The sequence below is a fragment of the Sporosarcina sp. SG10008 genome, assembly GCF_044569405.1.
In the GTDB taxonomy this organism is placed as follows: Bacteria; Bacillota; Bacilli; order Bacillales_A; family Planococcaceae; genus Sporosarcina; species Sporosarcina psychrophila.
The window spans coordinates 960,699-985,076 of the sequence record NZ_CP172607.1 but is presented as its reverse complement, the minus strand read 5'-3'; the positions used below and the strand labels follow the sequence as shown (position 1 = coordinate 985,076).

At 40.8% G+C, this 24,378-nt stretch carries 22 protein-coding genes; 5 read left to right on the top strand and 17 right to left on the bottom strand.

Annotated features, from left to right (window positions below; genetic code table 11):
- Window positions 1-85: 85 nt before the first annotated feature.
- Both ACGLYD_RS04850 and ACGLYD_RS04845 read right to left on the bottom strand, forming a co-directional pair.
- Window positions 86-367: a DUF6509 family protein gene (locus ACGLYD_RS04850; RefSeq protein WP_067207728.1), complete on the bottom strand. Its 282-nt coding sequence runs from the start codon at window positions 365-367 to the stop codon at window positions 86-88.
- Window positions 368-472: 105 nt separating this feature from the next.
- Entirely contained in the window at window positions 473-3,109 is a 2,637-nt protein-coding gene (locus ACGLYD_RS04845) for a cation-translocating P-type ATPase (protein ID WP_399631649.1), read from the bottom strand.
- A gap of 1,015 nt (window positions 3,110-4,124) precedes the next feature.
- Here ACGLYD_RS04845 and ACGLYD_RS04840 point away from each other — a divergent pair.
- Together ACGLYD_RS04840 and ACGLYD_RS04835 are read left to right on the top strand one after the other, a co-directional pair.
- On the top strand, window positions 4,125-5,783 hold the full coding sequence (locus ACGLYD_RS04840; RefSeq protein ID WP_399633108.1) for a M3 family oligoendopeptidase: 1,659 nt from the start codon (window positions 4,125-4,127) through the stop codon (window positions 5,781-5,783).
- Between the two features lie 348 nt (window positions 5,784-6,131).
- Window positions 6,132-6,569: an SRPBCC domain-containing protein gene (locus ACGLYD_RS04835; RefSeq protein WP_067207723.1), complete on the top strand. Its 438-nt coding sequence runs from the start codon at window positions 6,132-6,134 to the stop codon at window positions 6,567-6,569.
- Between the two features lie 302 nt (window positions 6,570-6,871).
- On the opposite strand, the gene ACGLYD_RS04830 is transcribed toward ACGLYD_RS04835, so the two are convergent.
- The 6 genes from ACGLYD_RS04830 to ACGLYD_RS04805 form a co-directional block, all read right to left on the bottom strand.
- The gene (locus ACGLYD_RS04830) at window positions 6,872-8,551 is read right to left on the bottom strand and encodes a formate--tetrahydrofolate ligase (protein WP_187047318.1); all 1,680 of its coding nucleotides are present in this window, start codon (window positions 8,549-8,551) and stop codon (window positions 6,872-6,874) included.
- 101 nt (window positions 8,552-8,652) lie between these two features.
- Entirely contained in the window at window positions 8,653-9,636 is a 984-nt protein-coding gene (locus ACGLYD_RS04825; RefSeq protein WP_399631645.1) for a zinc-binding dehydrogenase, read from the bottom strand.
- Between the two features lie 155 nt (window positions 9,637-9,791).
- Window positions 9,792-11,207 (bottom strand): alanine/glycine:cation symporter family protein, encoded by a 1,416-nt coding sequence (locus tag ACGLYD_RS04820; protein ID WP_399631644.1) that lies wholly within the window; start codon window positions 11,205-11,207, stop codon window positions 9,792-9,794.
- A gap of 218 nt (window positions 11,208-11,425) precedes the next feature.
- Complete coding sequence (locus ACGLYD_RS04815) at window positions 11,426-12,304, bottom strand: metallophosphoesterase (protein ID WP_399631641.1); 879 nt, start codon at window positions 12,302-12,304, stop codon at window positions 11,426-11,428.
- A complete protein-coding gene (locus ACGLYD_RS04810; RefSeq protein ID WP_067207712.1) occupies window positions 12,304-12,804 on the bottom strand; it encodes a helix-turn-helix domain-containing protein in 501 nt (166 codons plus the stop codon). Before ACGLYD_RS04810 ends, ACGLYD_RS04815 begins: the two co-directional genes overlap by 1 nt.
- A 91-nt stretch (window positions 12,805-12,895) precedes the next feature.
- Window positions 12,896-13,381 carry a dUTP diphosphatase gene (locus tag ACGLYD_RS04805; RefSeq protein WP_067207709.1) on the bottom strand — a complete coding sequence of 162 codons (486 nt, stop codon included), beginning with the start codon at window positions 13,379-13,381 and terminating at the stop codon, window positions 12,896-12,898.
- 92 nt (window positions 13,382-13,473) lie between these two features.
- On the opposite strand from ACGLYD_RS04805, the gene ACGLYD_RS04800 reads away from it, so the two are divergent.
- Complete coding sequence (locus ACGLYD_RS04800) at window positions 13,474-13,854, top strand: sigma-w pathway protein ysdB (protein WP_187047315.1); 381 nt, start codon at window positions 13,474-13,476, stop codon at window positions 13,852-13,854.
- A 27-nt stretch (window positions 13,855-13,881) separates the two neighbouring features.
- Here ACGLYD_RS04800 and ACGLYD_RS04795 read toward each other — a convergent pair whose 3' ends face one another.
- The 5 genes from ACGLYD_RS04795 to thrS all read right to left on the bottom strand — a co-directional run bounded on the left by ACGLYD_RS04795 (window position 13,882) and on the right by thrS (window position 17,868).
- Complete coding sequence (locus ACGLYD_RS04795) at window positions 13,882-14,172, bottom strand: DUF1294 domain-containing protein (protein ID WP_231885791.1); 291 nt, start codon at window positions 14,170-14,172, stop codon at window positions 13,882-13,884.
- Window positions 14,173-14,397: 225 nt separating this feature from the next.
- Window positions 14,398-14,757 (bottom strand): 50S ribosomal protein L20, encoded by a 360-nt coding sequence (gene rplT / locus ACGLYD_RS04790; protein WP_067207704.1) that lies wholly within the window; start codon window positions 14,755-14,757, stop codon window positions 14,398-14,400.
- 41 nt (window positions 14,758-14,798) lie between these two features.
- The gene (gene rpmI / locus ACGLYD_RS04785) at window positions 14,799-14,999 is read right to left on the bottom strand and encodes a 50S ribosomal protein L35 (protein ID WP_067207701.1); all 201 of its coding nucleotides are present in this window, start codon (window positions 14,997-14,999) and stop codon (window positions 14,799-14,801) included.
- 27 nt (window positions 15,000-15,026) lie between these two features.
- Complete coding sequence (gene infC, locus ACGLYD_RS04780) at window positions 15,027-15,533, bottom strand: translation initiation factor IF-3 (protein ID WP_067207698.1); 507 nt, start codon at window positions 15,531-15,533, stop codon at window positions 15,027-15,029.
- A 400-nt stretch (window positions 15,534-15,933) separates the two neighbouring features.
- On the bottom strand, window positions 15,934-17,868 hold the full coding sequence (thrS, locus tag ACGLYD_RS04775) for a threonine--tRNA ligase (RefSeq protein WP_067207695.1): 1,935 nt from the start codon (window positions 17,866-17,868) through the stop codon (window positions 15,934-15,936).
- Between the two features lie 645 nt (window positions 17,869-18,513).
- On the opposite strand from thrS, the gene ACGLYD_RS04770 reads away from it, so the two are divergent.
- Both ACGLYD_RS04770 and ACGLYD_RS04765 read left to right on the top strand, forming a co-directional pair.
- Entirely contained in the window at window positions 18,514-19,476 is a 963-nt protein-coding gene (locus ACGLYD_RS04770) for a polysaccharide deacetylase family protein (RefSeq protein WP_399631635.1), read from the top strand.
- A 398-nt stretch (window positions 19,477-19,874) separates the two neighbouring features.
- A complete protein-coding gene (locus ACGLYD_RS04765; protein ID WP_067207690.1) occupies window positions 19,875-20,063 on the top strand; it encodes a hypothetical protein in 189 nt (62 codons plus the stop codon).
- A gap of 59 nt (window positions 20,064-20,122) precedes the next feature.
- Here ACGLYD_RS04765 and dnaI read toward each other — a convergent pair whose 3' ends face one another.
- The 4 genes from dnaI to ACGLYD_RS04745 all read right to left on the bottom strand — a co-directional run bounded on the left by dnaI (window position 20,123) and on the right by ACGLYD_RS04745 (window position 24,345).
- Complete coding sequence (gene dnaI, locus ACGLYD_RS04760) at window positions 20,123-21,067, bottom strand: primosomal protein DnaI (RefSeq protein WP_399631632.1); 945 nt, start codon at window positions 21,065-21,067, stop codon at window positions 20,123-20,125.
- A 1-nt stretch (window position 21,068) separates the two neighbouring features.
- Window positions 21,069-22,448 (bottom strand): replication initiation and membrane attachment family protein, encoded by a 1,380-nt coding sequence (locus tag ACGLYD_RS04755; protein ID WP_187047312.1) that lies wholly within the window; start codon window positions 22,446-22,448, stop codon window positions 21,069-21,071.
- Window positions 22,449-22,479: 31 nt separating this feature from the next.
- Window positions 22,480-22,941: a transcriptional regulator NrdR gene (gene nrdR / locus ACGLYD_RS04750; RefSeq protein ID WP_067207676.1), complete on the bottom strand. Its 462-nt coding sequence runs from the start codon at window positions 22,939-22,941 to the stop codon at window positions 22,480-22,482.
- Window positions 22,942-23,322: 381 nt separating this feature from the next.
- Window positions 23,323-24,345 (bottom strand): glyceraldehyde-3-phosphate dehydrogenase, encoded by a 1,023-nt coding sequence (locus ACGLYD_RS04745; RefSeq protein WP_187047311.1) that lies wholly within the window; start codon window positions 24,343-24,345, stop codon window positions 23,323-23,325.
- Window positions 24,346-24,378 lie beyond the last annotated feature (33 nt).

Here is a 24,378-nt window from a genome sequence, read left to right as displayed (position 1 = left end):
AAATACACATAATCTGATTTTCGAATTAAAGGTACGCAATAAAAGGCCTGTACACATCAAATGTGTACAGGCCTTTTATTTCTTCCTATTCGCGATGCGCTCTGCAATATGCAAGAACAGTTTCTTTCTCGTCATCTTCCAATTCGAAATCAAGAACTTTCTCACTTGAACGCTCAAAGAAGTGATATGAAGCAATTCGACCTTCATCCTCGTCAATTGCAAAGATTACTCGAAGGCCAGTTCCACCTTCAGAATAAAGCTCGTCTTCTTCATCAAGATTAATGTACAATCGGTATTCATAACGTTCTCCAGCAATGATCCCAGTAGGATCGTTAATTTTTTTGATGATATACTCAGTAATTTCCATAGTAGTACCAACCTCTCACTTACAATTTTAGATTCCCCGGCTACAAAGCCACTACACTCCATAATACATCATTCAACACCAAAAGGGTTAACTTTGGCACATACCTTATTTTTTAATGAATTTAATCATTTCGTTTATCAAGAGAGGCAGCAGACTTAAAGCGGCAATAACTAGCCATTCCATAGGCCCTAGTGAATGCACACTAAAGACTTTTGCGATTGGACCAACTGACACGATAACCACTTGCAAAATGATTCCAAGAAAAATTGAGTAAATTAAGAATTTGTTTTTGAAAATCCCTGCGGTAAATACAGACTTATCCATCGACCTGAAGTTAAGGGAGTGAACAAGTTGGGAGAAACTTAGTGCGATGAAAGCCATTGTCTGTCCGTGAACTAGTGCACTTTCTGGAATTCCAGATGAAAACAGGGCTAGGAAACTACCTTCATGCTCACCTGACATGTATACTCCAACCATGAAAGCGACGAGCGTAATCGCCCCAATCAAAATTCCGTTTAAAATCAAAAATGGAATAGATCCTCTGAATATACTCTCATGCCGGTGTCGTGGTTTTTCTTTCATTACTCCAGGCTCTTCAGGATCCACGCCGAGTGATAGCGCTGGAAATGTATCTGTCACAAGATTTATCCATAAAATATGAATCGGACGCAATAGTAACGGCCATCCTAGTAAAATCGCGGCAAAAAGCGCTATAATTTCACCAAGATTACATGACAATAGAAATATGACGGACTTCTTAATATTACGGTAAATCACACGTCCCTCTTCGACAGCTTTCACGATTGACGAAAAATTATCATCTGTCAAAATCATGTCTGCTGCACCTTTTGCAACATCAGTTCCCGTAATCCCCATCGCTACGCCAATATCTGCCGCTTTTAATGATGGTGCATCGTTGACTCCATCCCCTGTCATCGACACTGTATGACCTTTTGCTTTAAGTGCTTGTACAATCTTCACTTTATGTTCTGGCGAAACACGGGCATAGACATTAATCTCTCCGGTTTTTTCTATCAATTGATCCCCCGTTATCGAATCAATTGTTTTCCCTTCAATTACTTCAGATTTCTGAGTCGCAATTCCTAGTTCTTTCGCTATTGCAAATGCCGTGTCCTGATGATCACCAGTAATCATGACTGTTCGAATCCCAGCTTCTTTCGTCACTTTAATCGCGTCTTTCACTTCTTCACGCGGCGGGTCAATCATTCCGACAAGGCCTAGGAATGTCAATCCTTCTTCAGCTTGGTCTAGTTCCATGGCTTTGGCTTCTTCTACAATCTTATAGGCGGAGCCTAATACACGTAACGCTTTAGAAGACATCGTCATGGCCGCTTCCAGAATTGATTGCCGGTCGGCTTCATCAAGTATCCTTGACCCATCAGCTACTTCAATATGTGTACACTTCTGTAGGATGCCGTCAATAGCACCTTTTGTATGTGAATAAATTGCATCTGCAGATCGATGTACCGTAGTCATTCGTTTCCGATTTGAATCGAATGGTAACTCCGTGATTCTAGGATAGTTATTATCCAACAGTTCTTTTTCCAGTCCGGATTCTGTCGCCGCTACGACAAGCGCAATCTCTGTTGGATCTCCTGTTTCTCCTGTTTTAGAATACGTCGCATCATTACACAATGCGATATTCTCAAACAACAATTTTTGTACCGGGTTTTTCAGATTAGCTTTACTTAACTCATTTAAAGTCCCATCTGCAAAAAACGTTGTAACCGTCATCCTATTTTGAGTCAACGTCCCGGTTTTATCAGAGCAGATAACATCCACAGAGCCTAGCGCTTCCACAGCAGGGAGTTTTCGGATGATAACGTTTTGCTTAATCATCCTTTGAACGCCGATTGCAAGGACGATTGAAACGATCGCAGGCATCCCCTCAGGTATTGCTGCAACTGCAAGACTGACCGCTAACATAAACATTTCCAAATAGCCACGCCCTTGAAGTATGCCAATCGTAAATATGATGACACAGATGGCAACAGCAGCAATGCCAAGATATTTACCTAATTGGGCAAGGCTTTTCTGAAGAGGCGTCTCGTCGTCCACTTCCTGGTCAAGCATGGTAGCCACTTTCCCTATTTCAGTCTTCATGCCTGTTGCAATAGCAATTCCAGTTGCACGCCCATATGTAGTCAATGTCGACATAAAGGCCATGTCTTTTCGATCTCCGATTGGCATTGAGGGATCTCCACTAAAATGTGCATCCTTTTCAACAGGCACAGATTCACCTGTCAGTGCCGCCTCTTCAATTTTCAAATTTACTGATTCAATTAGTCTGATATCACACGGAACATACCTGCCTGCATCAAGGAGAATGATATCACCTGGAACGACTTCTTCCGACGGTATCTCTTGCTTGACACCATCCCTCCTTACAAGTGCTTTAGGTACTGCCATATTTTTCAACGCTTGAAGCGCTTCCTCCGCTTTCGATTCCTGAACGACCCCCACAACTGCATTGATGATAACGACCAATCCAATAATAATTGAGTCTGCCACTTCCCCAAGTATTCCGGAAATAACAGCAGCAACGATTAATACATAAATTAACACATTATTGATTTGTGCAAAAATCCGTTGTATCAGCGTACGGCTTTTACTACCCGTAAGTTTATTCGCCCCGTATTCATCCAGCCTTTTATTCACTTCCTCTTCACTTAATCCAAATTCCACATCCGTATCCATCAATTGTTCAGTTCCATTTTGCATTTTATTGTTCCCTCCATATACCTCTTAAATATCCAATCTATCACATGTGTTGATTTACCAAAAGCAACCAGTAAATGACTGAATCCAACACTAGGCACTTCTTGTACAATTACTTTTGGATTGCTTGGATTGAACGACCTCTATACGATTAACGAGGTGTCTTGATGTGAAGAAATGCGACTTCGTCGCATTTCTTCACATTTTTTCGGTAATCGCATGGTGCTTATTCATCCGTCGCTATCCAAATACATTCGTACACAAAGTACTAAAGATTTTCGGGACGAAAGAATAGCGGGCTTCTTATCTGGATAATAGTCGCCAAAGATACAATTTTGGCGACTGAAGCCTTCTCCATAGTCTTGTCTTTTTTAGTTAAGAAAGAGTCACTTTCTTATAGTCCATTTCATGATAAGATGCATACTCTTTACTAAAAGTAAGCAAGGAACACATTGTAGAAAGTACTAGAGTGCCCGAAATTGTATCTTCGGGCACTTACAACCTTTATAAAGAGTCATCTATTCTTTTTTTCTAAAGAAGCTGTATTTTTCATTTGAACGTTGTAGGAACGCGACAGGCAACTATTCGTAACAGGATTACTTAGGAGGAATGAACTGCAATTCCTCCCCAAAGGGTGTGGCTAGGAATGACGAAGTCATTTCTAGCCACACTTGCCCCTCAGTAAAGTTGTCATGAATAGCTCACCGAAAGCGGACCGGAAATGATCCAGTGAAAATAGAGTTTTTCAAGCCTTTCTTACCTGCTCTTTATGAAAGAAAACGGTTAATAAACAGACGTGCCAATGTAGACGACTATTTTCATACTTCTTCTATTACTATGCTTTAGTCATGATACTTCTTTAACAAGCTAATTTGACAAAATACATGAAAATCGTAAATTTCTTTTGCAATATTCCGGAACTTCGTGAACAATATAAAGAGTGAAGTAATTCACTAGTAAACTAGCAGGGGGAATCATTTTGATTAAATTTGAAGACTATCAATACTCAAAGCTCAATATGGCAGAAGTAAAACAAGACTTTGACGAGTTGCTACAGGAATTCCGTTCCGCAAGTTCTTATGACCAGCAAAATGAAGTCATTGAGAAGATCAACACGATTGGTAAAGACTACTCAACAATGGCCAACCTTGTCTATATCCGCGCATCCATCGATACAAACGATGAGTTCTATCAGAAAGAACGCGATTATTTCGACGAAATCGGACCTGAGTACCAAGAACTTGAAACCGCTTACTACAAAGAACTGGTTTCCACTCCTTTCAGAGCACAACTCGAAGAAAAATGGGGCACTCAACTATTCGCTTTAGCTGATAATGCCATAAAATCGTTTTCTCCAGAAATTGTTGGCTTGTTACAAAAAGAAAACAAACTAACTTCCGATTACTCGAAACTGGTCGCATCTTCACAAATCGAATTCGATGGTAAAACACTTACACTTGCTCAAATGGGACCCTATGCAGAATCTACGGACCGCTCCGTTCGTAAGTCAGCTATGGAAGCTTCCTACAAATTCTATGCTGACAACGGTGAAAAGTTCGACGTAATTTATGATCAACTTGTTAAGCTCCGTCATGAAATCGCGACGACACTTGGTTACAAAAACTTTGTGGAGCTTGGTTACCTAAGAATGGACCGTATCGACTATGATGCAAATATGGTGAAGAAATTCCGTGATCAAGTACGCGACCATATCGTTCCGCTCGCAAGCCGCCTTTATGCGCGCCAAGCTGAACGTATAGGCGTTGACGAATTGAAGTTTTACGATCAGTCCTTAGACTTCCTTACAGGCAATGCAACACCCCAGGGATCTCCTGACTGGATCATTGAAAACGGTAAAAAGATGTATGCTGAACTTTCACCTGAAACTGATGCATTTTTCAAATTCATGACGGACAAGAACTTACTAGACGTCGAAGCGAAGACAGGGAAAGAAGCGGGCGGCTATTGTACATTCATCGATAATTACGATTCGCCTTTCATCTTCTCTAATTTCAATGGAACTTCTGGAGATATCGATGTGTTAACGCATGAAGCCGGGCACGCATTCCAAGTGTTCTCTAGCCAGAATATTGGTATATCAGAATATATGTGGCCTACATCTGAAGGTGCAGAAATTCACTCAATGAGTATGGAGTTCTTCACATGGCCTTGGATGGAACTCTTCTTCAAAGAACAAACGGATAAATATAAATTCGCACACCTTAGCAGTGCATTGCTCTTTTTACCATACGGTGTCGCAGTCGATGAATTCCAGCATGTCATCTATGAAAACCCTGAAATGACAGCTGCAGAACGAAAAGCTGCATGGAAAAAGATCGAGAATATCTATCTACCTATGCGTGATTACGATGGCATTGAATACTTGGAATCGGGTGCTGTTTGGCAGCGTCAGGGTCACATTTATGAAAGCCCATTCTATTATATCGATTACACCCTTGCACAAATATGTGCGTTCCAATTTTGGAAACGCTCATTCGAGGACCGTGATGCGGCATGGAAAGATTATTTACATCTTTGCACACTCGGTGGTTCAAAATCATTTACAAAACTAGTCGCCGAAGCCAATTTAATATCACCTTTCGAAGACGGCTGTGTTGAGTCTGTTATCGGAACAATCGAATCATGGCTCGATTCGATTGACGATAAAGCACTTTAAAATAAAGTAAGTAGAAGCAGAAATGCTTCACGGTTTCTCTTCGGAGGTGCAAACAAGCAAATAACATTAAATTTCGTAGCCAAAACCACATTGTATTAGAGCATAAATTAGCACTGCAATTCGCAGTGCTTTTTTGATTTATATAGAACAACGAAAGTTCGCTTTTGGGCGTAATAATAAAAATCCTCCCAATTTATAAACGGACGGGATACTCTAAAGTGATGGAAAATTTTAATTTCTAAGTATTGTTGGTATAATAGAATATTGGAATTATTTATTATTGAACTAACGACAGTTTTTCTCAATGAAAATATTGACTTAGATCCAACATTTCAGGAGGTAGATATAATGACCAATATACTAATTGTAAAAGATGAAGTTCATATAGAGGCTACTCCTTCAAAAGTATGGGAGGTACTCATTAACCCAAAATATATTGCACAGTGGGATGAACTTCCAGAAAATTATCCTAGTGAAAATATGAGTAAGGGAAGTAAAGTGGTTTGGGAGCATCCTAACGGTGACCAGACTGTTACAACAATTATAAAAGCAGAAGAATTGAAGGAATTAAAACTTGCCTTATACTCATCAAATTGGGAAGTAAAACCGAATGAAGGTGATGTGGCATATCTGTTTAAGTTAGAAGACCTAAACGGTAGTACTTTACTAAAAATTGAAATTGGTGATTTTTCACTCCTAAAAGATGGGCAAGACTATTATGATGCCTCGGTAGAATTTGCATCTGAAGCAAAAAAAGTAATTAAAGAATTAGCTGGAAGTCTATAGGTATATTCTAATAATAGCTACACCTCTTATTATGCTAATCAGTGCTTTAGTTCAAAAGGGAGGAAATTATTTCGTTGTTTTAAATACAAACACTGAATTACTGTTCAGTGTTTTTTATCGTTTATATTTAATTATCATACCACGTATACACTCGCTTACTAAATTGCCACCTAAATAAACTGATTTAAATATGTGTGCTTCTAAGCGAAACATGATTCGAGACTTACTTAATTAACAATGAGGTTGTCCCCAATTATTTGGACAACCTCATTAAATTTATTACCTATCCACAATTTCAAAAATCACATTAAACCTACTGCATTGCCTTGTAAATCGATATCCATCTGAAGTGCTGCAGGCGTTTTCGGCAATCCTGGCATCGTCATAATATCCCCCGTCAGACAGACAAGAAATCCTGCTCCAAGTTTCGGAATGATTTTTCTAACAGTAATAGTAAACCCTTCAGGGCGCCCAAGTATTTTCGGATCATCTGAAAATGAATATTGGGTTTTGGCCATACAAATCGGCAAAATTCCCCAGCCATTGTTCTCGATATTTTTGAGATCTTTTAACGCTTGTTCTGTAAATACAACACCCAATCCACCATATACTTTTTGAACAATAGCTGTAATTTTATCACTTACGGGCTGTTCTACATCATAGAGTGGAGCGAAATTATTTGGTTCATCTAGAAGCTTTAAAACTTCCTGCGCCAAAGCAATGCCGCCATCTCCACCGCGTTCCCAGACATCAGTGAGTGCTACCCTTATTTCGTTTTCCTCACACCACTCAAAAATGACTTCCAGTTCTGCACCAGTATCCGTGATGAACTTGTTCAACGCAACGACCGGTTGGACACCGAATGCACGAATGGTATCAATATGCTTAGCTAAGTTGACTAATCCATCCGTGACAGCCTGTACATTCTCCTCTGCAAGCTGGTTTTTCGGAACTCCACCATGCATTTTAAGTGCACGTACTGTTGCCACAATGACAACTGCATCGGGTGAGAATCCACCTTGACGTGCTTTTATATTCATGAATTTCTCAGCACCTAAATCGGCACCGAATCCAGCTTCCGTAACGACGATATCAGCAAGTTTACGTGCCGTATTTGTTGCAATTAATGAGTTACAGCCGTGCGCAATGTTCGCAAAGGGTCCACCATGTATAAGTGCCGGAGTCCCTTCAATTGTCTGCACAAGGTTTGGTTTGAATGCCTCTTTCAGTAGAAGTACCAATGCCCCTTGGACACCAAGGTCTCGTACCGTTACCGCCTCTTTATCATACGTATAACCGATAACGATACGTGCAAGTCTTTCTTTCAAGTCTTGCAGGCTTGTCGCTAAACAAAAAATCGCCATAACTTCAGATGCGACTGTAATATCGAAACCATCTTCTCTTGGAACTCCTTGTGTAGGGCCGCCGAGTCCAATTGTTATGTTGCGTAATGCGCGATCATTCATATCCAAGACGCGTTTCCAAGTAATTCTCCGCGGGTCAATCCGAAGCACATTTCCGTGGTGAAGATGATTATCTATAAGTGCACTAAGCGCATTATTCGCAGTCGTAATTGCATGAATATCACCATTAAAATGTAGATTAATTTCTTCCATTGGCAACACTTGAGCATAACCACCGCCTGTAGCCCCACCCTTCATCCCCATAACAGGTCCAAGGGATGGTTCGCGTAAAGCAATCATTGTCTTTTCTCCGAGCTTTGAAAGGGCATCAGCAAGCCCTACAGTGACAGTCGACTTCCCTTCCCCCGCCGGCGTTGGGCTAATGGCTGTGACAAGAACCACTTTTCCATCCTTGCTACTCTCGGCTAACTTAGTTACATCAATTTTTGCTTTGAATCTGCCGTATGGTTCGACCGCTTCTTCAGGTATACCTGCCTCTTTGGCTATAGTCCAAATCGATTTCATCGTGGCCTGTGATGCTATTTGTAAATCAGTTAATGGCGATACTTTTTTTGTCATGTCTGTCCCACCTTTTTTATTTTAAGTATACCCCGGCTATATCCAAATAGCGGGATATCTCAGTGAATTTTATACGACATTAAATTAACTGAAGTACTACATCATTTCGTTACTTGCAGTACCACTTTTCCAAATTGCTTACTCTCTTCAATATAATCGAATGCCTCTGCCGCTTCGTCTAAATTGAAGACTTTATCGACAATTGGACGTGTTCCATATTTTTCGACATGCGCAATCATGTCACGTAACTCTTCTCGACTACCTAACGTAGAACCGAAAAGTTGGTACTGTCCGTAGAAAAACGCGCGCAAATCTAAGTCGACTGTATCATCAGTCGTTGCTCCAAAAATGACGATACGCCCGCCTTTTTTCAATAAACTAAGCGAACGATTAAACGTCGCCCGGCCAACACTTTCGATAACGAGGTCGATTGTCTCTCCTTCTAACTCCTTGTTCCAATCCCCATTCGTATCAAGAGCGATGTCCGCGCCAAGTTCAAGCGCCTGTTTTCGCTTAGCTTCACTGCGGGAAGTTACAATTACACGCGCCCCAACATTTTTAGCGAATGAAATAAGATAAGTGGCTACTCCACTGCCGGCACCTGGGATGAAAACTGTATCCCCGGCTTTCAATCCCCCTTTAGTAAATAGTGCACGATAACCTGTTAACCCGGCTAACGAAAGTACCGCTGCCTCTTCCCATGACAAGTGAGCGGGTTTCCTTTCAATTTGTTCAGCCGAAATTGCAATCTTCTCAGCAAATGTCCCATTATCAGGCATTCCTAAAATATCAAATTCTACCGGTGGGGCATCGCTGTTTTCAAACCAACGTAGCGAAGGATTAATCATTACTTCATCCCCGACTGCAAACGCCGTTACTCCTTCACCAACTGACTCAATAATTCCTGCACCGTCAGATCCTAGCGTCAATGCTTGTGCCTCATTCCCCCTACGTCCAGGTATATATAAGTCTCGACGGTTCAAACCTGCCGTCTGAATCACAACGACGACTTCACCACTTGCTGCAACTGGTTCTTTCATGTCACCTATTTTCAACTGCCCTAATTCATGGATAAATGCTTTCATCTTAATCATCCTTTCTTAAGTGCATACTATCTCTATCATACCTTAATAGTTACCTTTTTTCACACTCTTCTAAATAGTAAACGAAATGAAAGAAGGCAAGAAACCAATTATAGTTCAAATAGGTTTCTTGCCTTCTTAACAATTGAAGTAATCTTTTATTTGCCGTCGCTTATCTTTTCATCTTCCCAACATTCTGCACCTTTTAGCCCGGGAATCGTACTAGCCTTGAATATAGGATTGAGTCCTCTTTTTCGTTGTTCTGTATAATCATCTAGTGTTTTGAATGCCACTTTTCCTAGAAGGAAGATAACTATTAGATTAATGACTGCCATCATCCCCATGAAGAGGTCCGCCATGTTCCAAACAAGATCCACTTTTGCAAGCGTTCCAAACATTACCATCGCGAGTACACCAAAACGGTAAAGAGTTAACCATATTTTATTCGCGTTGATAAATTCAATATTCGTCTCGCCATAATAATAGTTTCCAATAATCGAACTGAAAGCAAAAAACAAAATGGCAATTGCCAAGAAATAAGGTGCCCACTCTCCTACATGGACACCAAGGGATGTCTGCGTCAAGAGAATCCCATCCACTTCACCTGTATTATAAAGATCGGCAAGAATAATAATGAACGCCGTTGCAGAACAGATGATGATTGTATCAAAAAACACACCTAGACTTTGAACAAGACCCTGTTTTGCCGGATGCGATGTACTTGCAACCGCAGCAGCATTCGGTACACTCCCCATACCTGCCTCATTGGAGAATAGTCCACGTCGCACTCCTTGCATAATCGCTGCCCCGACTGCCCCACCGACCGCTTCGTTCATTCCAAATGCGCTCGTGAAGATTAGTTTAAATACTGCGGGAACCTCATTTATATTCATAATAACGACATATAAAGCAACAATAATATAGAAAATAGCCATAATCGGAACGATAACTTGTGTGACATTGGCAATCCGTTTAACGCCTCCGAAAATAACAAGAGCCGTTATAAAAATAAGAACTAATCCAATAACCCATTTTTCAATATGAAACACACTATTGAATGATAAACTTATTGTATTTGACTGTACAGCATTAAAAATAAAACCGAAGCAAAGTGTCAGCAAAATAGCGAATATGATACCCAGCTTCCGATTACCCAAAGCCTTTTGCATATAATAAGCAGGCCCTCCCCTGAATGTATCGCCGTCCTTCACTTTATACACTTGCGCGAGCGTACTTTCGATAAACGCAGTCGCCATTCCGATTATCGCAATGACCCACATCCAGAAAACCGCGCCTGGCCCTCCAATGCCAATTGCAAGGGCAACCCCAGTAATATTCCCTGTTCCAACCCGTGATGCAGCACTAATTGTAAACGCTTGAAAGGAGGATATCCCGCCCTTCACTTCCGGTTTTTCCACTATAAGTTTAAACATTTCACCAAACAGGCGAAACTGTACAAATTTCGTTCGAATCGTAAAATAAATACCTAAACCAATTAACAAACCGATTAGGATATACGACCATAAAAGGTTATTCCCTGTCGTTACAATCCACTCTAAAGCACTTTGAATCATTTCTAGTTCCTCCCTATTCCATTTTTAACATTCGCAGTGTAATTTTTATACACATGTCAAAAATGCCTTTACCTTAACTACGGATACTTTCACGTTAAGTACATATCATATCCTATTTCGACAAATGAGAATAGCAGTTATTTAATGGGATTTCACGGTAGATTCTATTATTATTTTCAACAAAAAAACCTCCTTCTATAATCGAAAGGAGGCTAGGACTATTCTATTGTGCGTAATGTGACAACTACTATTTCCGGTTGATTGAACAGCCGCACTGGAATGATGCTATTGCCCAGGCCGCGACTGACTACCAAGTCGCTGCCATTCTTCTCATGGACGCCTGATGAATATTTGGGAAACCAACCTTGTCCGGGTGAAACGAGGCCACCGATCCCTGGTATACGAAACTGTCCGCCATGAGCATGACCACTGAACGTCACATCTATCCCGGCTTCAGCGTACTCATCAAATTGCTCAGGCCTATGTGACAATAGCACTTTAAACATCTCATCAGGTATATTTTCAAATGCTTGTTCTATCGATATTTTAACGGCTTCATCATCTTCAAGCTCACTTGCCAGCGGATCTTCAATTCCTCCTATTGCTATTGAACTATCGGGAAACAATGTAATTACATCCGCTTCGTTCGATAAGACACGAACCCCCAAGTCTTCGAGAGCCCCCTGAATACGGTCCATATCCTGCGTAGCGATTTCATGGTTTCCTGTCACGTAATAGATTGGAGCGACAAATTGAAGCTCTTCAATAAGAATCAGACTTTTTTCAAGATCGTAGCGGTTACTGTCGATAAAATCACCCGTAATGAATATCGCTTGGGGCGTGATCATTTTCACCCTATCAACAACATGTGAATGGTTTTCACCCAATTCGGCATCATGTAAATCAGAAATCTGGACGATAGTGTATTTGTCGTAATTAGCAGGGATCTTGTCCGACACAATTTCATAATGCGTTACCCCGACTGTTGTATTTCCTTTATATACGACAAAGCAAAGAAGGACAAGTATGAATAAGATGAAAAACCATTTACGTCGTAAGGGCATCTTTTTTTTCGTTGTATTCGTAGTCGTTTTCATTACAACCAGCGTTTTTTCAACCTTGCAAGTTCTAAAAGTTCTAGGACCTCTTTTTTCGGCAGTTCTGTCAGTATCGCAAGCATTTCGATTTCTGCACGTTTTCTGCCCTTTCCGCTTCTATACGTTTCTTTGTGTATAGCATCAAGTTCTGCATACAGTTCGTCTGTATGACTCGTTTGTTCTTGTTCTTGCGTTTCTATATCGCTAATAACATTTTCTCTCAATTTGTCGTAAAGCATATCTACATTTGCAGATCCCGTGCTTTTAAACGGTTTTGACGTCTTCGAATTCCCTAGAATCAGCTCATCAGTTGTAACATTAAAGCGTTCAGATATTTTTGCCACCCAAGCCGCCGATGGAGCATTCTTCCCTTTTTCCCAATCTTTAATACGACTTGCTGACGTTCCTATAGCTGCTCCGAATGCCATCATTGATAATCCGCGTTCTTCACGCAATTTCTTTAACCTTATACCAAAATCCTCTTTATTCCAATCGTTCACATTTACGCCCCCTAAAAAGTTTATATACAACTCTATTATTTTTTATCTGGAGGCTTCTGTCAATCTATTTTTTGATTTTTCTATAAAACAATTAATAACCTGTTTTTTGACGGTTATAATTTTCTTCATTCTTTGCTAAGTACGCACCAATAATATCTTCATTTGTGAAACCAAGTTTTTTAGCAATGGCCCCATAATGAATCCAGACTTTCTCATAAGCCGTCATGCTAAGTTCATTCAGGAAACAGTGAATAGCAGCCGTAGTTTCTAGGAATAATTGTGTCAATTCTCCTTCAACTTCACCTTCCGGCCAGTTTGTTAGCGTATGTAAGTCCTTTTCTATACCCAAGGAAAGTAGAAAATGAATCGAATCTACATATTCTTCAAGAATCACAGCATCATCTGAAGGACCTTTTGTGCTCCAAAATTTGAAACAACGCGTTTCATTTGCAAGTTCCGCGAGTTCAATTAAGAGTGCAAGTCCTTTTTCTAGAAAAACATCTGTTTTTTCCTCTCTGTTATTTTGGATAAATAAATCGAGTTCACGTTGCATGGTAAATAGTTTTGACAGTTGCATAAAAAAAACCTCCATTTTTTTAACTATATTGAAACTTTTTAGATTGTCATCCGTATAAGATAGTATCTATAAATTCATAAGGGGGATCCGTTATGGGATTACTGATCCGCTTGATCATTATTGCTTTTATCATTTATTTAGTCTACCGCGGGATTCGTTATTTGACGGACCCCAAAAGAAAGCTTGATGATGCATACGCGGAGGAAAAGTATTATTTCTATGATGAAGTAAATAATGTGCGAAAAAATTTCTTCCTATCGTATAAAGGCGCTATGTTTGAGGGTGAAAAATACTTAGATACAACAGATGATTCCATTGACGTCATCTCCATTTTCGTTTGGGTGAAAGATGAAACAAAACTTCAAGATTTCACAAAAGCGGATTTTGATTTTCTTTCATCCACAATCTTATCCAACTACCCCAAAGCCGCTATTAGTTGGAAAAATCCAATCGAACGACTAATGGAACAATAGAACAAGCCCGTTGAAAAGCGGGCTATTTTACACTTCCATCATTCCTGGTAGGGTAACACCTAGAAGATAGAGTATGCCAATACCATAGGCAATTGCTAAAATAAGAAAGCCGATCCGGAAAGATGTACGTCTTGTCTTATGACGGAATGTTTGCATCCCAAGATATGCACCAATGCCTCCACCAAGCAGTGCAAGCGTCCATAAATTCTTTTCAGGTATTCGTTGTCCTTTTCTCTTTGCCTGACGCTTATCATACCCCATCGTAATAAATGCCCAAACGGACATAATTGCAATCCATCCTAATAGTGTCGTTTGCAAGTATGATTCCCCTCTTTTCTTTCTCTACTTACATTTTACACTGTTTAGCAGTCAGAGAGTAATAATATAATTCTTTAAGACTGTACGACAGATTCACGGATCTATAAGATCCTCTTCCTAAACTCCTCAATACGAAAACTTTACCGTCGCCGTAAAAAAACAAATAAAAAAGTCGCCTCGCACCCAGATTAACTCTGGACCGTTTGGCGACTTTTATTGACGTTCTTATTTTGCGATTGATTTTTTCGCTGCATCTGCAAGTTGTGTGAACGCTTGCGCGTCAGTCACTGCAAGATCAGCAAGCATTTTACGGTTAACATCAATGCCAGCTACTTTCAAGCCGTGCATAAGAGTGCTGTAAGAAAGACCGTTGATACGTGCAGCCGCATTGATACGTGTAATCCAAAGTTTACGGAATTCACGTTTCTTCTGACGACGGTCACGGTATGCATAGTTGAATGATTTCATTACCTGTTGGTTTGCTACCTTGTAAAGTCTATGTTTTGAACCAAAGTAACCTTTTGCTAATTTCAATACTCGATTACGACGCTTGCGCGTCACTGTTCCACCTTTTACGCGTGGCATAGTTCATTACCTCCTGCTTTTCTGTCCGATTGTGTTTTAAATTATTTCATGTAAGTGATCATTTGACGAATGCGTTTGAAATCGCCTGAAGAAACTAGTGAAGCTTTACGCAGGTGACGTTTCGCTTTTGTCGGTTTGTTTGCAAACAAGTGACTTGTGTAAGCACGGCCGCGTTTCAATTTACCAGAACCGGTTTTTTTGAAACGTTTCGCTGAGCCGCGGTGAGTTTTCATTTTTGGCATGTTCTGTTCCTCCTAAATCATTCATTGTTACTCTTTTTCAGCAGTTGGTGCAAGCACTAGGAACATGCTGCGGCCTTCCATCTTCGGTCGTTGTTCAACCGTAGATACATCTTTGCACGCTTCTGCGAAACGGTCAAGGACACGCTGTCCGATTTCCTTGTGCGTAATCGCACGTCCACGGAAACGGATTGAAGCTTTAACTTTATCGCCTTTTTCAAGGAACTTGACAGCGTTCCGTAGTTTTGTCTGGAAATCATGCTCATCGATTGTCGGACTTAACCGAACTTCTTTAAGCAAAATGATTTTCTGATTCTTACGGACTTCGCGATCCTTTTTCTGCTGTTCAAATTTGAACTTTCCGTGGTCCATGATACGAGCCACTGGGGGTTTCGCTGTTGGTGCTACAAGGACAAGATCCAAATTCGCAAGAGCGGCAATTTCAAGTGCCTCAGTGCGTGTTTTGATTCCGAGCTGATCGCCGTTGTGATCAATAATGCGTAGCTCGCGGGCACGGATGCCCTCATTTACGTACATGTCTTTGCTAATAGTAATCCACCTCCGGATATTTCTCGAATACATGGTTTGGGTATACCGTCCGGTTCGGGTCGGCCCCACAGGTCCATCCAATTAAAAAAGGTAGACAAATTGGATTTGTCTACCCGCGTATGTGTACGTGCAAATGCACGGCACTTCACTCATGTTTTAACCCGTCAACAACGTCTAGGCGTCGAACAGGTGAGAAGCGGGTAGCCTCTTCTTATACCACAAACTGTATTCAGTCATTACTAACCTTAATTACTTTACCATGTGACAATAAACTTGTCAACATGTTTTAATCTGCGGCTTGGCGAATTCACGGTTGCCGCATCGCTTTCATCGCTGAAAACATGCGTTAAGATTTATATAGTTAGTGTTTGACCACTGCTGTATAAATTTAAATACTTGTAACTTCTTCTTTTAGTCTAGCAAGGAATTCGTCGAATGGCAAGCTTTCAGATTGCTGTTCGCCGTATTTACGAACGTTCACTTCGCCTGATTCAACTTCTTTGTCTCCAAGAACGAGCATATAAGGTACTTTTTGCATCTGTGCTTCTCGTATCTTGTAACCAATTTTTTCATCACGGCTATCAATATTAACGCGGAATCCAGCAGCAACCAATTTTTCACGAACGCCATCTGCATAATCAAAATGTGCATCTGGTGAAACTGGAATTACTTCTACTTGGACAGGTGCCAACCAAGTTGGGAATGCCCCTTTGTATTCTTCAATTAGGAATGCAACAAAACGTTCCATAGTTGAAACAACGCCGCGGTGAATGACGACTGGACGATGTTGTTTTCCATCTTCGCCAACGTATGTTAGATCGAAACGTTCAGGAAGCAAGAAGTCGAGTTGCACTGTTGACAATGTTTCTTCCATACCAATTGCTGTTTTCACTTGAACGTCAAGTTTAGGTCCGTAGAATGCAGCTTCCCCTTCTGCTTCAACATAGTCAAGACCAAGTTCATCCATCGCTTCTTTCAGCATTGTTTGTGCACGATTCCACATTGCATCGTCATCAAAATATTTCTCTTTATCCGCTGGATCGCGGTAAGAAACACGGAATGAATAATCCTCGATATTGAAATCTTTATAAACGTCAATAACAAGTTGGACAACGCGTTTGAACTCATCTTTAATCTGATCCGGACGAACAAAGATATGCGCATCATTCAACGTCATTCCACGAACGCGCTGCAAGCCTGATAGTGCTCCGGACATTTCATAACGGTGCATTGTACCAAGTTCCGCAATACGTAACGGCAGGTTTCTGTATGAATGAATTCCATTTTTATAAATCATCATATGATGAGGGCAGTTCATTGGACGCAAAACAAGGTCTTCGTTGTCCATACTCATTACAGGGAACATGCCGTCCTGATAATGATCCCAGTGGCCTGAAGTTTTATATAATTCGACGCTACCGAGAACTGGTGTATAGACATGATCATAGCCAAGCCTCTGTTCCTTATCAACGATGTATCTCTCGATGATTCTGCGAATCGTAGCTCCTTTAGGCAACCACATTGGCAAGCCCTGACCCACTTTTTGAGAGTTCATGAAAAGATTAAGTTCTTTCCCTATTTTACGGTGATCTCGCTCTTTAGCTTCTTCCAAAAGACGAAGATGTTCTTTAAGTTCATCTTTTTTAAAGAACGCTGTACCGTAAATTCGTTGTAGCATTTTGTTATTCGAATCGCCGCGCCAATAAGCGCCTGCGATGCTAAGGAGTTTGAATTCCTTTAACTTCCCTGTAGATGGAACGTGAACACCACGGCACAAGTCGATGAAGTCGCCTTGTTCATAAATAGACACTTGCTCGCCCTCAGGAATCGCTTCTAGAAGTTCTAGTTTGTATTCGTCATCGATTTCTTCAAAACGCTTTTTCGCCTCTTCACGAGATACATCATGACGAATTACTTCCACGTTTTCAGCAATAATTCTTCTCATCTCTTTTTCAAGTTCTGGTAAGTCTTCTGCTGTAATCGGTTCAGGCGAATCAATATCATAATAAAATCCGCTTTGGATAACTGGCCCAATACCTAGTTTTGCATTAGGAAACTTACGTTTTACAGCTTGTGCTAGAAGATGTGCTGTACTGTGGCGTAATATTTCAAGCGCTTCCGGTGATTGAGGTGTGATAATCGCGATATCACCGTCCTCATTAATTGCTGATTTCAAGTCTACTAACTTGTCTCCAACTTTACCTGCCAGCGCACTTTTTCGCAGTCCCGGGCTAATTGATCCTGCTACGTCTTCTGTAGTTGTGCCTTGTGGAAATTCTTTCACGGCACCATCTGGAAATTTCAAATTAATCATATTTGTCATTGTTAAGCACTCCTCATTTATTATTATTGGAAAACAAAAAAAGCCCCATCCCTGGAAAGGGACGAAGCTTTAGCTCGCGGTTCCACCCTTCTTCCTTCAATCCGGAACACTTGAAAAGCGTAAGTGGCCTGTTTAGACCGCTGAAGCTAGACAAACGTACCGAAAAGATGAAGCTTGACGTCGGGTAACGGACCGGATTCCGTCATCGGTTACTGCACTGTTCACCGATGCTGCTCCAAGGTGGTAAATCATCCTTCTATCCTTCAGGGCTTCCAGCCAATGGCCCCGTTCTCTTTAGGTAGACGAAAAGATTGTTGTCCTCTTCCAAGCATTTCAGATTATTAATTAAAACTGAGTATACGTCGATTACGTAATAAATGCAAGTTCGTTCTACATGTATCTCCATAATTCATTGCAGTAATAATTATAAAACAACCTAATCCTCTAGGTTCCTCCAGCTGTTTTTCTATTTATTTAGATTGCAGTGTTGCCAGATAATCAAAAGTATAGTCCTTAGATGAACGGGAAGCCTACTAGTATCAAGATATTGAATGGAGGATTTACCATGGAACAAAGTGATAAAGCTGCCGTAGATTGGCCTGAACATCTTCAATTAGTTAAATGTATTGCATATGAGGAAAAAGAATGAAAAAGATCATTTACATGATTATGATTTTTATTGTGCTAGTCTCAGTGCCGAGCATTCTCATTAAGACATTTACAGATATTTCTTCAAAGCCTGACGCCGAAAGCTCCATCACTACTTTCTCAGAAGCTGATAATGATGAACTTATTAAAATGATTTCAGCTTATAATGACCAACATAAAACTGAACCTATTAACGCTAAAATCGACAGAGTCTGGAAAGCAATACCCGGATATAATGGCTTAGAAGTAGATATTGAAGCCAGCTATAAGAACATGAAACCCAGCACAGATATTGATACAAATAAAATCATTTTCAAGGAAACTTCTCCGGAAATCCATTTGAGCGATTTAGAACCGTCACCGATTTATCGTGGGAATCCTGAAAAACCAATGGTAGCCCTACTCATAAATGTCGCTTGGGGCAATGAGTACATTCCGGGTATCCTGAAAACATTATCAGACAACCAGGTAAAGGCAACATTCTTTTTTGACGGTAGTTGGGTTAAAAATAATCCCGATCTGGCTACAATGATTAACCTTGAAGGTCACGAAATCGGCAACCATGCTTATAGTCACCCCGACCTTAAACAGCGTTCTCGAAATGAAACAGTGAATGAATTGAAAAAAACAAATGATGTAATTGAGGAAACTCTTGGTATAAAACCGATATGGTTTGCACCGCCAAGTGGAAGCTTTAATCAGGAAACCATTTTGGTCGCCAATGAGCTTGGCATGAAAACCATTCTATGGACGGTCGATACAGTTGACTGGAGAAAGCCAGCAACCTCCGAAATGGTTGTGCGTGTTGTCTCTGGGGTAAGTAGCGGTGCGATGGTTCTAATGCACCCCACAAAAGCCGTTTTTGAAGGGCTGGAAACTATGATAATTGAAATTAAAGGGAAAGGGCTTCGACTAGGTACCGTAAGTGATTTAATGAGCGAAAAGCGGATTGACGACTAAAACCAGCCCTAGTAGCAACGGTATTTAATAGTGAGGTAAAAGGGAGATAAAGTGAATAACGAGGACATTCACCCGCCCGATATTGATATAGGTAAATTTATAATCATTCAGGCCACTTTTCCGAAGAATTTGAGCCGGAAAGAACAAAATATCAAATTCTGTACAGGAGTGAATAGGGAGTTTGTAGCATTATTGTTATCAATTACGAAACGCGAAGGCTTGTCAAAAATATGAAGTTAAAAATCAGACATCGCACTTGATATATATGTTGAACTAATGATTCTATGTGCCGAGCGTTGTTGAGAGGATTCTTTATGTCAACATATATAGGTAGAATTAATTACCATGGAATGAAAAGCTGCATTAAACACATGATACGTTTATGGAGGTGATTAATCTTGCCAAATAACAAAGACAGAAATCCAAACCGTGACCAAAAACAAAATCAAGACCGTAACAAAAACCAAAAACCAAATGATATGCGTGAAGAATTCGGCTCTACATTCGATATCGATAAGTTGAATACTCAAGAAAATGAGAATCAAAAGCAAAGAGAACAACGCACAAACCGTTTTGAAAAAAGATAATAAATAAACTATTAAAAATGACAGAAGCTCAATGCTTCTGTCATTTTTAGGTTTCCCTTTTATTTATCGCGTCTATTTTCACCATCGAGTCGTATTGGAATGCTAATCATTTGCACCCTCTCCATGATTCTTGCCGCTTTTACAGCTTCTTTTTCACCACGCTGTGTGTATGTCAAATGATCTTCAAGTTCAGCGTAACTAAGGTTAGATGTGAAAAAAGTCGGCAATTTTTCTGCCATCCTGTATTGTAAAATAGTGCCGAGCACTTCATCACGCGTCCAAGCAGACATTGTTTCTGCACCAATATCATCAAGCATAAGTACTTGTGCGTTTTTCACAAAATCAATTTTCTCATTTAAGGTCTGATCTTGAATAGATTGTTTCATTTCCCTTAGGAATTCCGGGACATATACAGCAACTGTACGTATCCGACGATTGGCTAATTCGTTCGCCAATGCTCCAAGCACGAATGATTTACCGATTCCAAACGGGCCATAAATGTACATACCTCGCTCTGGAAGTTTTCCGGTTTCATCGAAAGCGTTCAAGAAATCTTTTGCAGCTCGAACCGCCGGCACCCTACTATCATCAAAAAACATATCAATGCTTTGCAATTTCGCTTCCATGACATCTTTGGGCATATACATACTGTCTATCATCTTCTTAATATTACGTTGATCATCATCAACTAATTTGTTGGGACACTTTGTATATTCCACATCTATAAGCCCACGGGATAATACCAATTTCGGTTCGAAGCCGTTCATGATATTCACACATCCTGCGAGGTCGGGACATTTTCCACAACTATGGGAAGCGGTGGCGTATTCGTATAGTTTCCCAAGACTCCGCTCGACCACTTCGCCATCAACTTCAGTGGAATGATCCGTCAAAAATTGTTGTACCCCTGGACTCTCCATCACTTCTCTGCGCAATTCATCATATCTTGCGGCAAATGCCGGTGATTTCACGACCCGTTTCAACGTATCGCCAATATGTTCCATTTCACTTCACCGTCCCGTCCCCCGTTACGCCTAATTCCTCAAGTAATTTACGGCGTTCTTCATCAATCTCTGAAGAAGACTTAACAGGTTTATCTGATTTTGTTTTCTTTTCTTCTTTTTTATAAAACCATTCCGGTACTTTCTCTTCCCGCGCGGATTTTCGTCTAGGCGTCGATTTCGATCCTGTGCTCTGACCTTCATTTTTCCATTTAACATACTGGTCATGCTCATTCCTCGACATTTCAAGTGCAGTTTTCACTGTATCAACCTTTTTGTTCATCCAATGGGAAGCAATCCTCTCGACATAACTATTCGTTATTTTCCCGTCATTGCGCAAATGAACGTATTGCAGCAGAACATTGACGACACCGACGGACAACCCATGTGTATTGACCAACTTTTCAGCAAGCTTCACGTCTACAGAAAGTGGCTCTTTCCCGTTAATCTCACGCAACATTTCAAGGGGTGCCGTATTTTCAAGGTAATGCACCAATTCTTCATCTCGCGTTAATAGTCCTGTTTCAGGCTTAGGTAATTCTTTCGCATACACTTTATGCAAGACTGGCGCCTCTTTTGAAACATTCATTTTATAAAACTCCGCTGCTGACTTTCGCAATCTGTCTTCCGGCAACTTGAGATCTTCATCGAGAGCCATCATGATGACTTTTTGCATATCTAGCGGCGTGAGCGAATAAAGGAATGCGATTTTCGCAATTAATTCCTTAGAAACAGAAGATAATGAAGCTTTGGGAACCATTTGTTCAGATAACCCCGAACTTAGCAGATTGAAATCAAAGTCTGAATGCAAAAACGGAACACCTTCCGGTTCATTCCGTCCGATAAACTGCTGGCCCTCGCCCATATCCATGCTATAGCCCTGCTGAACGGGCGTATACACATCTAAAAATGTACGAGAAACATCTTCAAATCCAACTTCATTAACACTGTCTAGCGCAAAGCGGCTACGTAGATTTCGGTATGCCTGTTCTCCGATTTTACTAAACAAGAATGTCGACAACAGTGGATCTAGGAAAAAAGCTTTGGCATCAAGTGGAGGAAGCAGATCGTAAACAAATAATCTCGCATCTCCATCTTTTTTCTTGTACGTTCGTAATAAGCCGATTGCTTCAAGAGATATACGGGCTTCGAAGACAGGTCCCAGTGGCATCGTCAAAATGTTCATAAGGTGGTAATGGTTGTATTCACGGTCATCTTCACGCTCTGCGTCCGCCCATAATGTCATAAACAAACTCATCGCACCTGGGCCAATCAGCGGTTGGTAAAATAAAGTGAGGAGTTGACGATCATAATCTGAAAAGGGCTGCGATAACCGTATTTTGTATGCGTCAACTGGCTGTAGTTCTTTATAAAGGGGTGCCATCAAACTCTACTTCCTATCTGAATGGGATACGTTACTTTTTCGTTCGTTTTTGTAGGTCTTGCAATTCTTTTATGAAAACTGTGATGTCTTTATATTGGCGATAGACTGAAGCGAATCTGACATAAGCGACTTCATCAACTTCCGATAGCTGTTCCATAACCATTTCCCCAACATCATCAGAATTAATCTCCACGACACCTGCGCTTCTCAATTCTTTTTCAATAGAATAGACGATCTTTTTTAGGTCCTCAAGGGAAACAGCGCGTTTTTCACATGCTCGAATAAGACCTCTGAGCACTTTTTCTCCACTAAATTCTTCACGCGAATCGTCTTTCTTCACGACAATCAAAGGCATTTCCTCAACTTTTTCAAATGTCGTAAAACGGAATGCGCATTGTTCGCATTCTCTGCGACGCCGGATGGATCTATTCTCCTCGGCCGGTCTAGAATCAACTACCCGGGTGCCATTGAACTGGCAAGCTGGACATTTCATAATGTGTATCCTCCGCTTTTTCTTAGATAATAACTTAATTATAACAGAAAACGACAAAAAAAATCGAAATAGAGTGGAAAGAAGCATTGTACAATGAGAAAAGCGCAAGACGCCATCCACCCCGACAGGCATAAGTGATAAAAGAAGGCAGTTGAAGTTCGCGACGTCCTGTCGCTATGACTGCTTACAAGTACGAGGAGGCGTACTTCAACCCCCACACAGGAGAGATGTAGTTCAATCCCTTCCCAAACAACTTATGACCCAAGGGTTGGCGCCTGGAGCCTGGGCACCGTTCCACGTCGAAAACATATACTTGTCTTCCAAGAAAAAACGTCCCTAAAGTCATCGTTCACTGACTTTAGGGACGCTCTCTATTCACAATTAAGCAAGTTCTTTTGTTTTCAAAGCTACTGCAACTTTCTTTGTCAAATCGACGACTCGTGCAGAATAACCCCACTCATTATCGTACCAGGCAAGTACTTTCACTTTGCGATCTGCCATAACAATTGTTGAAAGACCGTCAATGATTGCTGAGTCAGTTGTTGTATTGTAATCAATAGATACAAGCGGCTCTGTTGAGAAACGGAGAATACCTGCCATCGCTCCTTCAGAAGCCTGCTTAAATGCATTGTTTACCATCTCTACTGTCACGTCTTGCTTCAAATCTACAACTAGGTCGACAAGCGAAACATTCGGCGTAGGTATACGAAGTGACATTCCGTGAATCTTCCCTTCCAATTCTGGAAGCACAAGTGCCAACGCTTTCGCAGCCCCAGTAGATGTTGGAATGATAGATTGTCCGCATGCACGTGCACGTCGAAGGTCCTTATGAGGATTATCCAAGTTCTTTTGGTCATTTGTATACGCATGAACCGTTGTCATTAAACCGTTGTCAATCCCAAATGTATCGTTTAATACCTTAGCTACAGGAGCAAGACAGTTCGTTGTACAACTTGCATTCGAAATGATGTCATGCTTTTCGATATCTAATTTATCATCGTTTACACCTAAAACAATTGTGATATCTTCATTTTTACCAGGTGCCGATATAATGACTTTTTTTGCCCCCGCTTCAAGGTGAAGAGCCGCTTTGTCACGCGAATTGAACTTACCAGTCGCTTCAATGACAATATCGACACCAAGCTTTTTCCAAGGAAGGTTAAGCGGGTCACGGTCAGAGACGATTTGCACTCGTTTCCCATTGACGACAATCGCATTTTCTTCTGCAATGACTTCGCCATCAAATGTACCGTGATTCGTATCGTACTTTATAAGATGAGCGAGTGTTTCTGATGAATACATTGCGTTAATCGCAACGATTGTTACATCTTCTTCTGTAATCATTTGACGGAATACCATTCGTCCAATTCGTCCAAACCCGTTTATCGCAATAGAAGTAGTCATATAAAGATCCTCCTGTATGTATGTTATACTTTT

Coding starts and splice junctions, on each gene's coding strand:
- rpmI (WP_067207701.1), bottom strand. CDS start 14,999: ATGCCAAAAATGAAAACTCACCGCGGCTCAGCGAAACGTTTCAAAAAA.
- ACGLYD_RS04850 (WP_067207728.1), bottom strand. CDS start 367: ATGGAAATTACTGAGTATATCATCAAAAAAATTAACGATCCTACTGGG.
- ACGLYD_RS04770 (WP_399631635.1), top strand. CDS start 18,514: ATGAAAAAGATCATTTACATGATTATGATTTTTATTGTGCTAGTCTCA.
- ACGLYD_RS04815 (WP_399631641.1), bottom strand. CDS start 12,304: ATGAAAACGACTACGAATACAACGAAAAAAAAGATGCCCTTACGACGT.
- ACGLYD_RS04805 (WP_067207709.1), bottom strand. CDS start 13,381: ATGCAACTGTCAAAACTATTTACCATGCAACGTGAACTCGATTTATTT.
- ACGLYD_RS04800 (WP_187047315.1), top strand. CDS start 13,474: ATGGGATTACTGATCCGCTTGATCATTATTGCTTTTATCATTTATTTA.
- rplT (WP_067207704.1), bottom strand. CDS start 14,757: ATGCCACGCGTAAAAGGTGGAACAGTGACGCGCAAGCGTCGTAATCGA.
- infC (WP_067207698.1), bottom strand. CDS start 15,533: ATGTACGTAAATGAGGGCATCCGTGCCCGCGAGCTACGCATTATTGAT.
- thrS (WP_067207695.1), bottom strand. CDS start 17,868: ATGACAAATATGATTAATTTGAAATTTCCAGATGGTGCCGTGAAAGAA.
- ACGLYD_RS04830 (WP_187047318.1), bottom strand. CDS start 8,551: ATGACAAAAAAAGTATCGCCATTAACTGATTTACAAATAGCATCACAG.
- nrdR (WP_067207676.1), bottom strand. CDS start 22,941: ATGAAATGTCCAGCTTGCCAGTTCAATGGCACCCGGGTAGTTGATTCT.
- dnaI (WP_399631632.1), bottom strand. CDS start 21,067: ATGGAACATATTGGCGATACGTTGAAACGGGTCGTGAAATCACCGGCA.
- ACGLYD_RS04820 (WP_399631644.1), bottom strand. CDS start 11,207: ATGATTCAAAGTGCTTTAGAGTGGATTGTAACGACAGGGAATAACCTT.
- ACGLYD_RS04825 (WP_399631645.1), bottom strand. CDS start 9,636: ATGAAAGCATTTATCCATGAATTAGGGCAGTTGAAAATAGGTGACATG.
- ACGLYD_RS04845 (WP_399631649.1), bottom strand. CDS start 3,109: ATGCAAAATGGAACTGAACAATTGATGGATACGGATGTGGAATTTGGA.
- ACGLYD_RS04835 (WP_067207723.1), top strand. CDS start 6,132: ATGACCAATATACTAATTGTAAAAGATGAAGTTCATATAGAGGCTACT.
- ACGLYD_RS04840 (WP_399633108.1), top strand. CDS start 4,125: ATGGCAGAAGTAAAACAAGACTTTGACGAGTTGCTACAGGAATTCCGT.
- ACGLYD_RS04755 (WP_187047312.1), bottom strand. CDS start 22,448: ATGGCACCCCTTTATAAAGAACTACAGCCAGTTGACGCATACAAAATA.
- ACGLYD_RS04745 (WP_187047311.1), bottom strand. CDS start 24,345: ATGACTACTTCTATTGCGATAAACGGGTTTGGACGAATTGGACGAATG.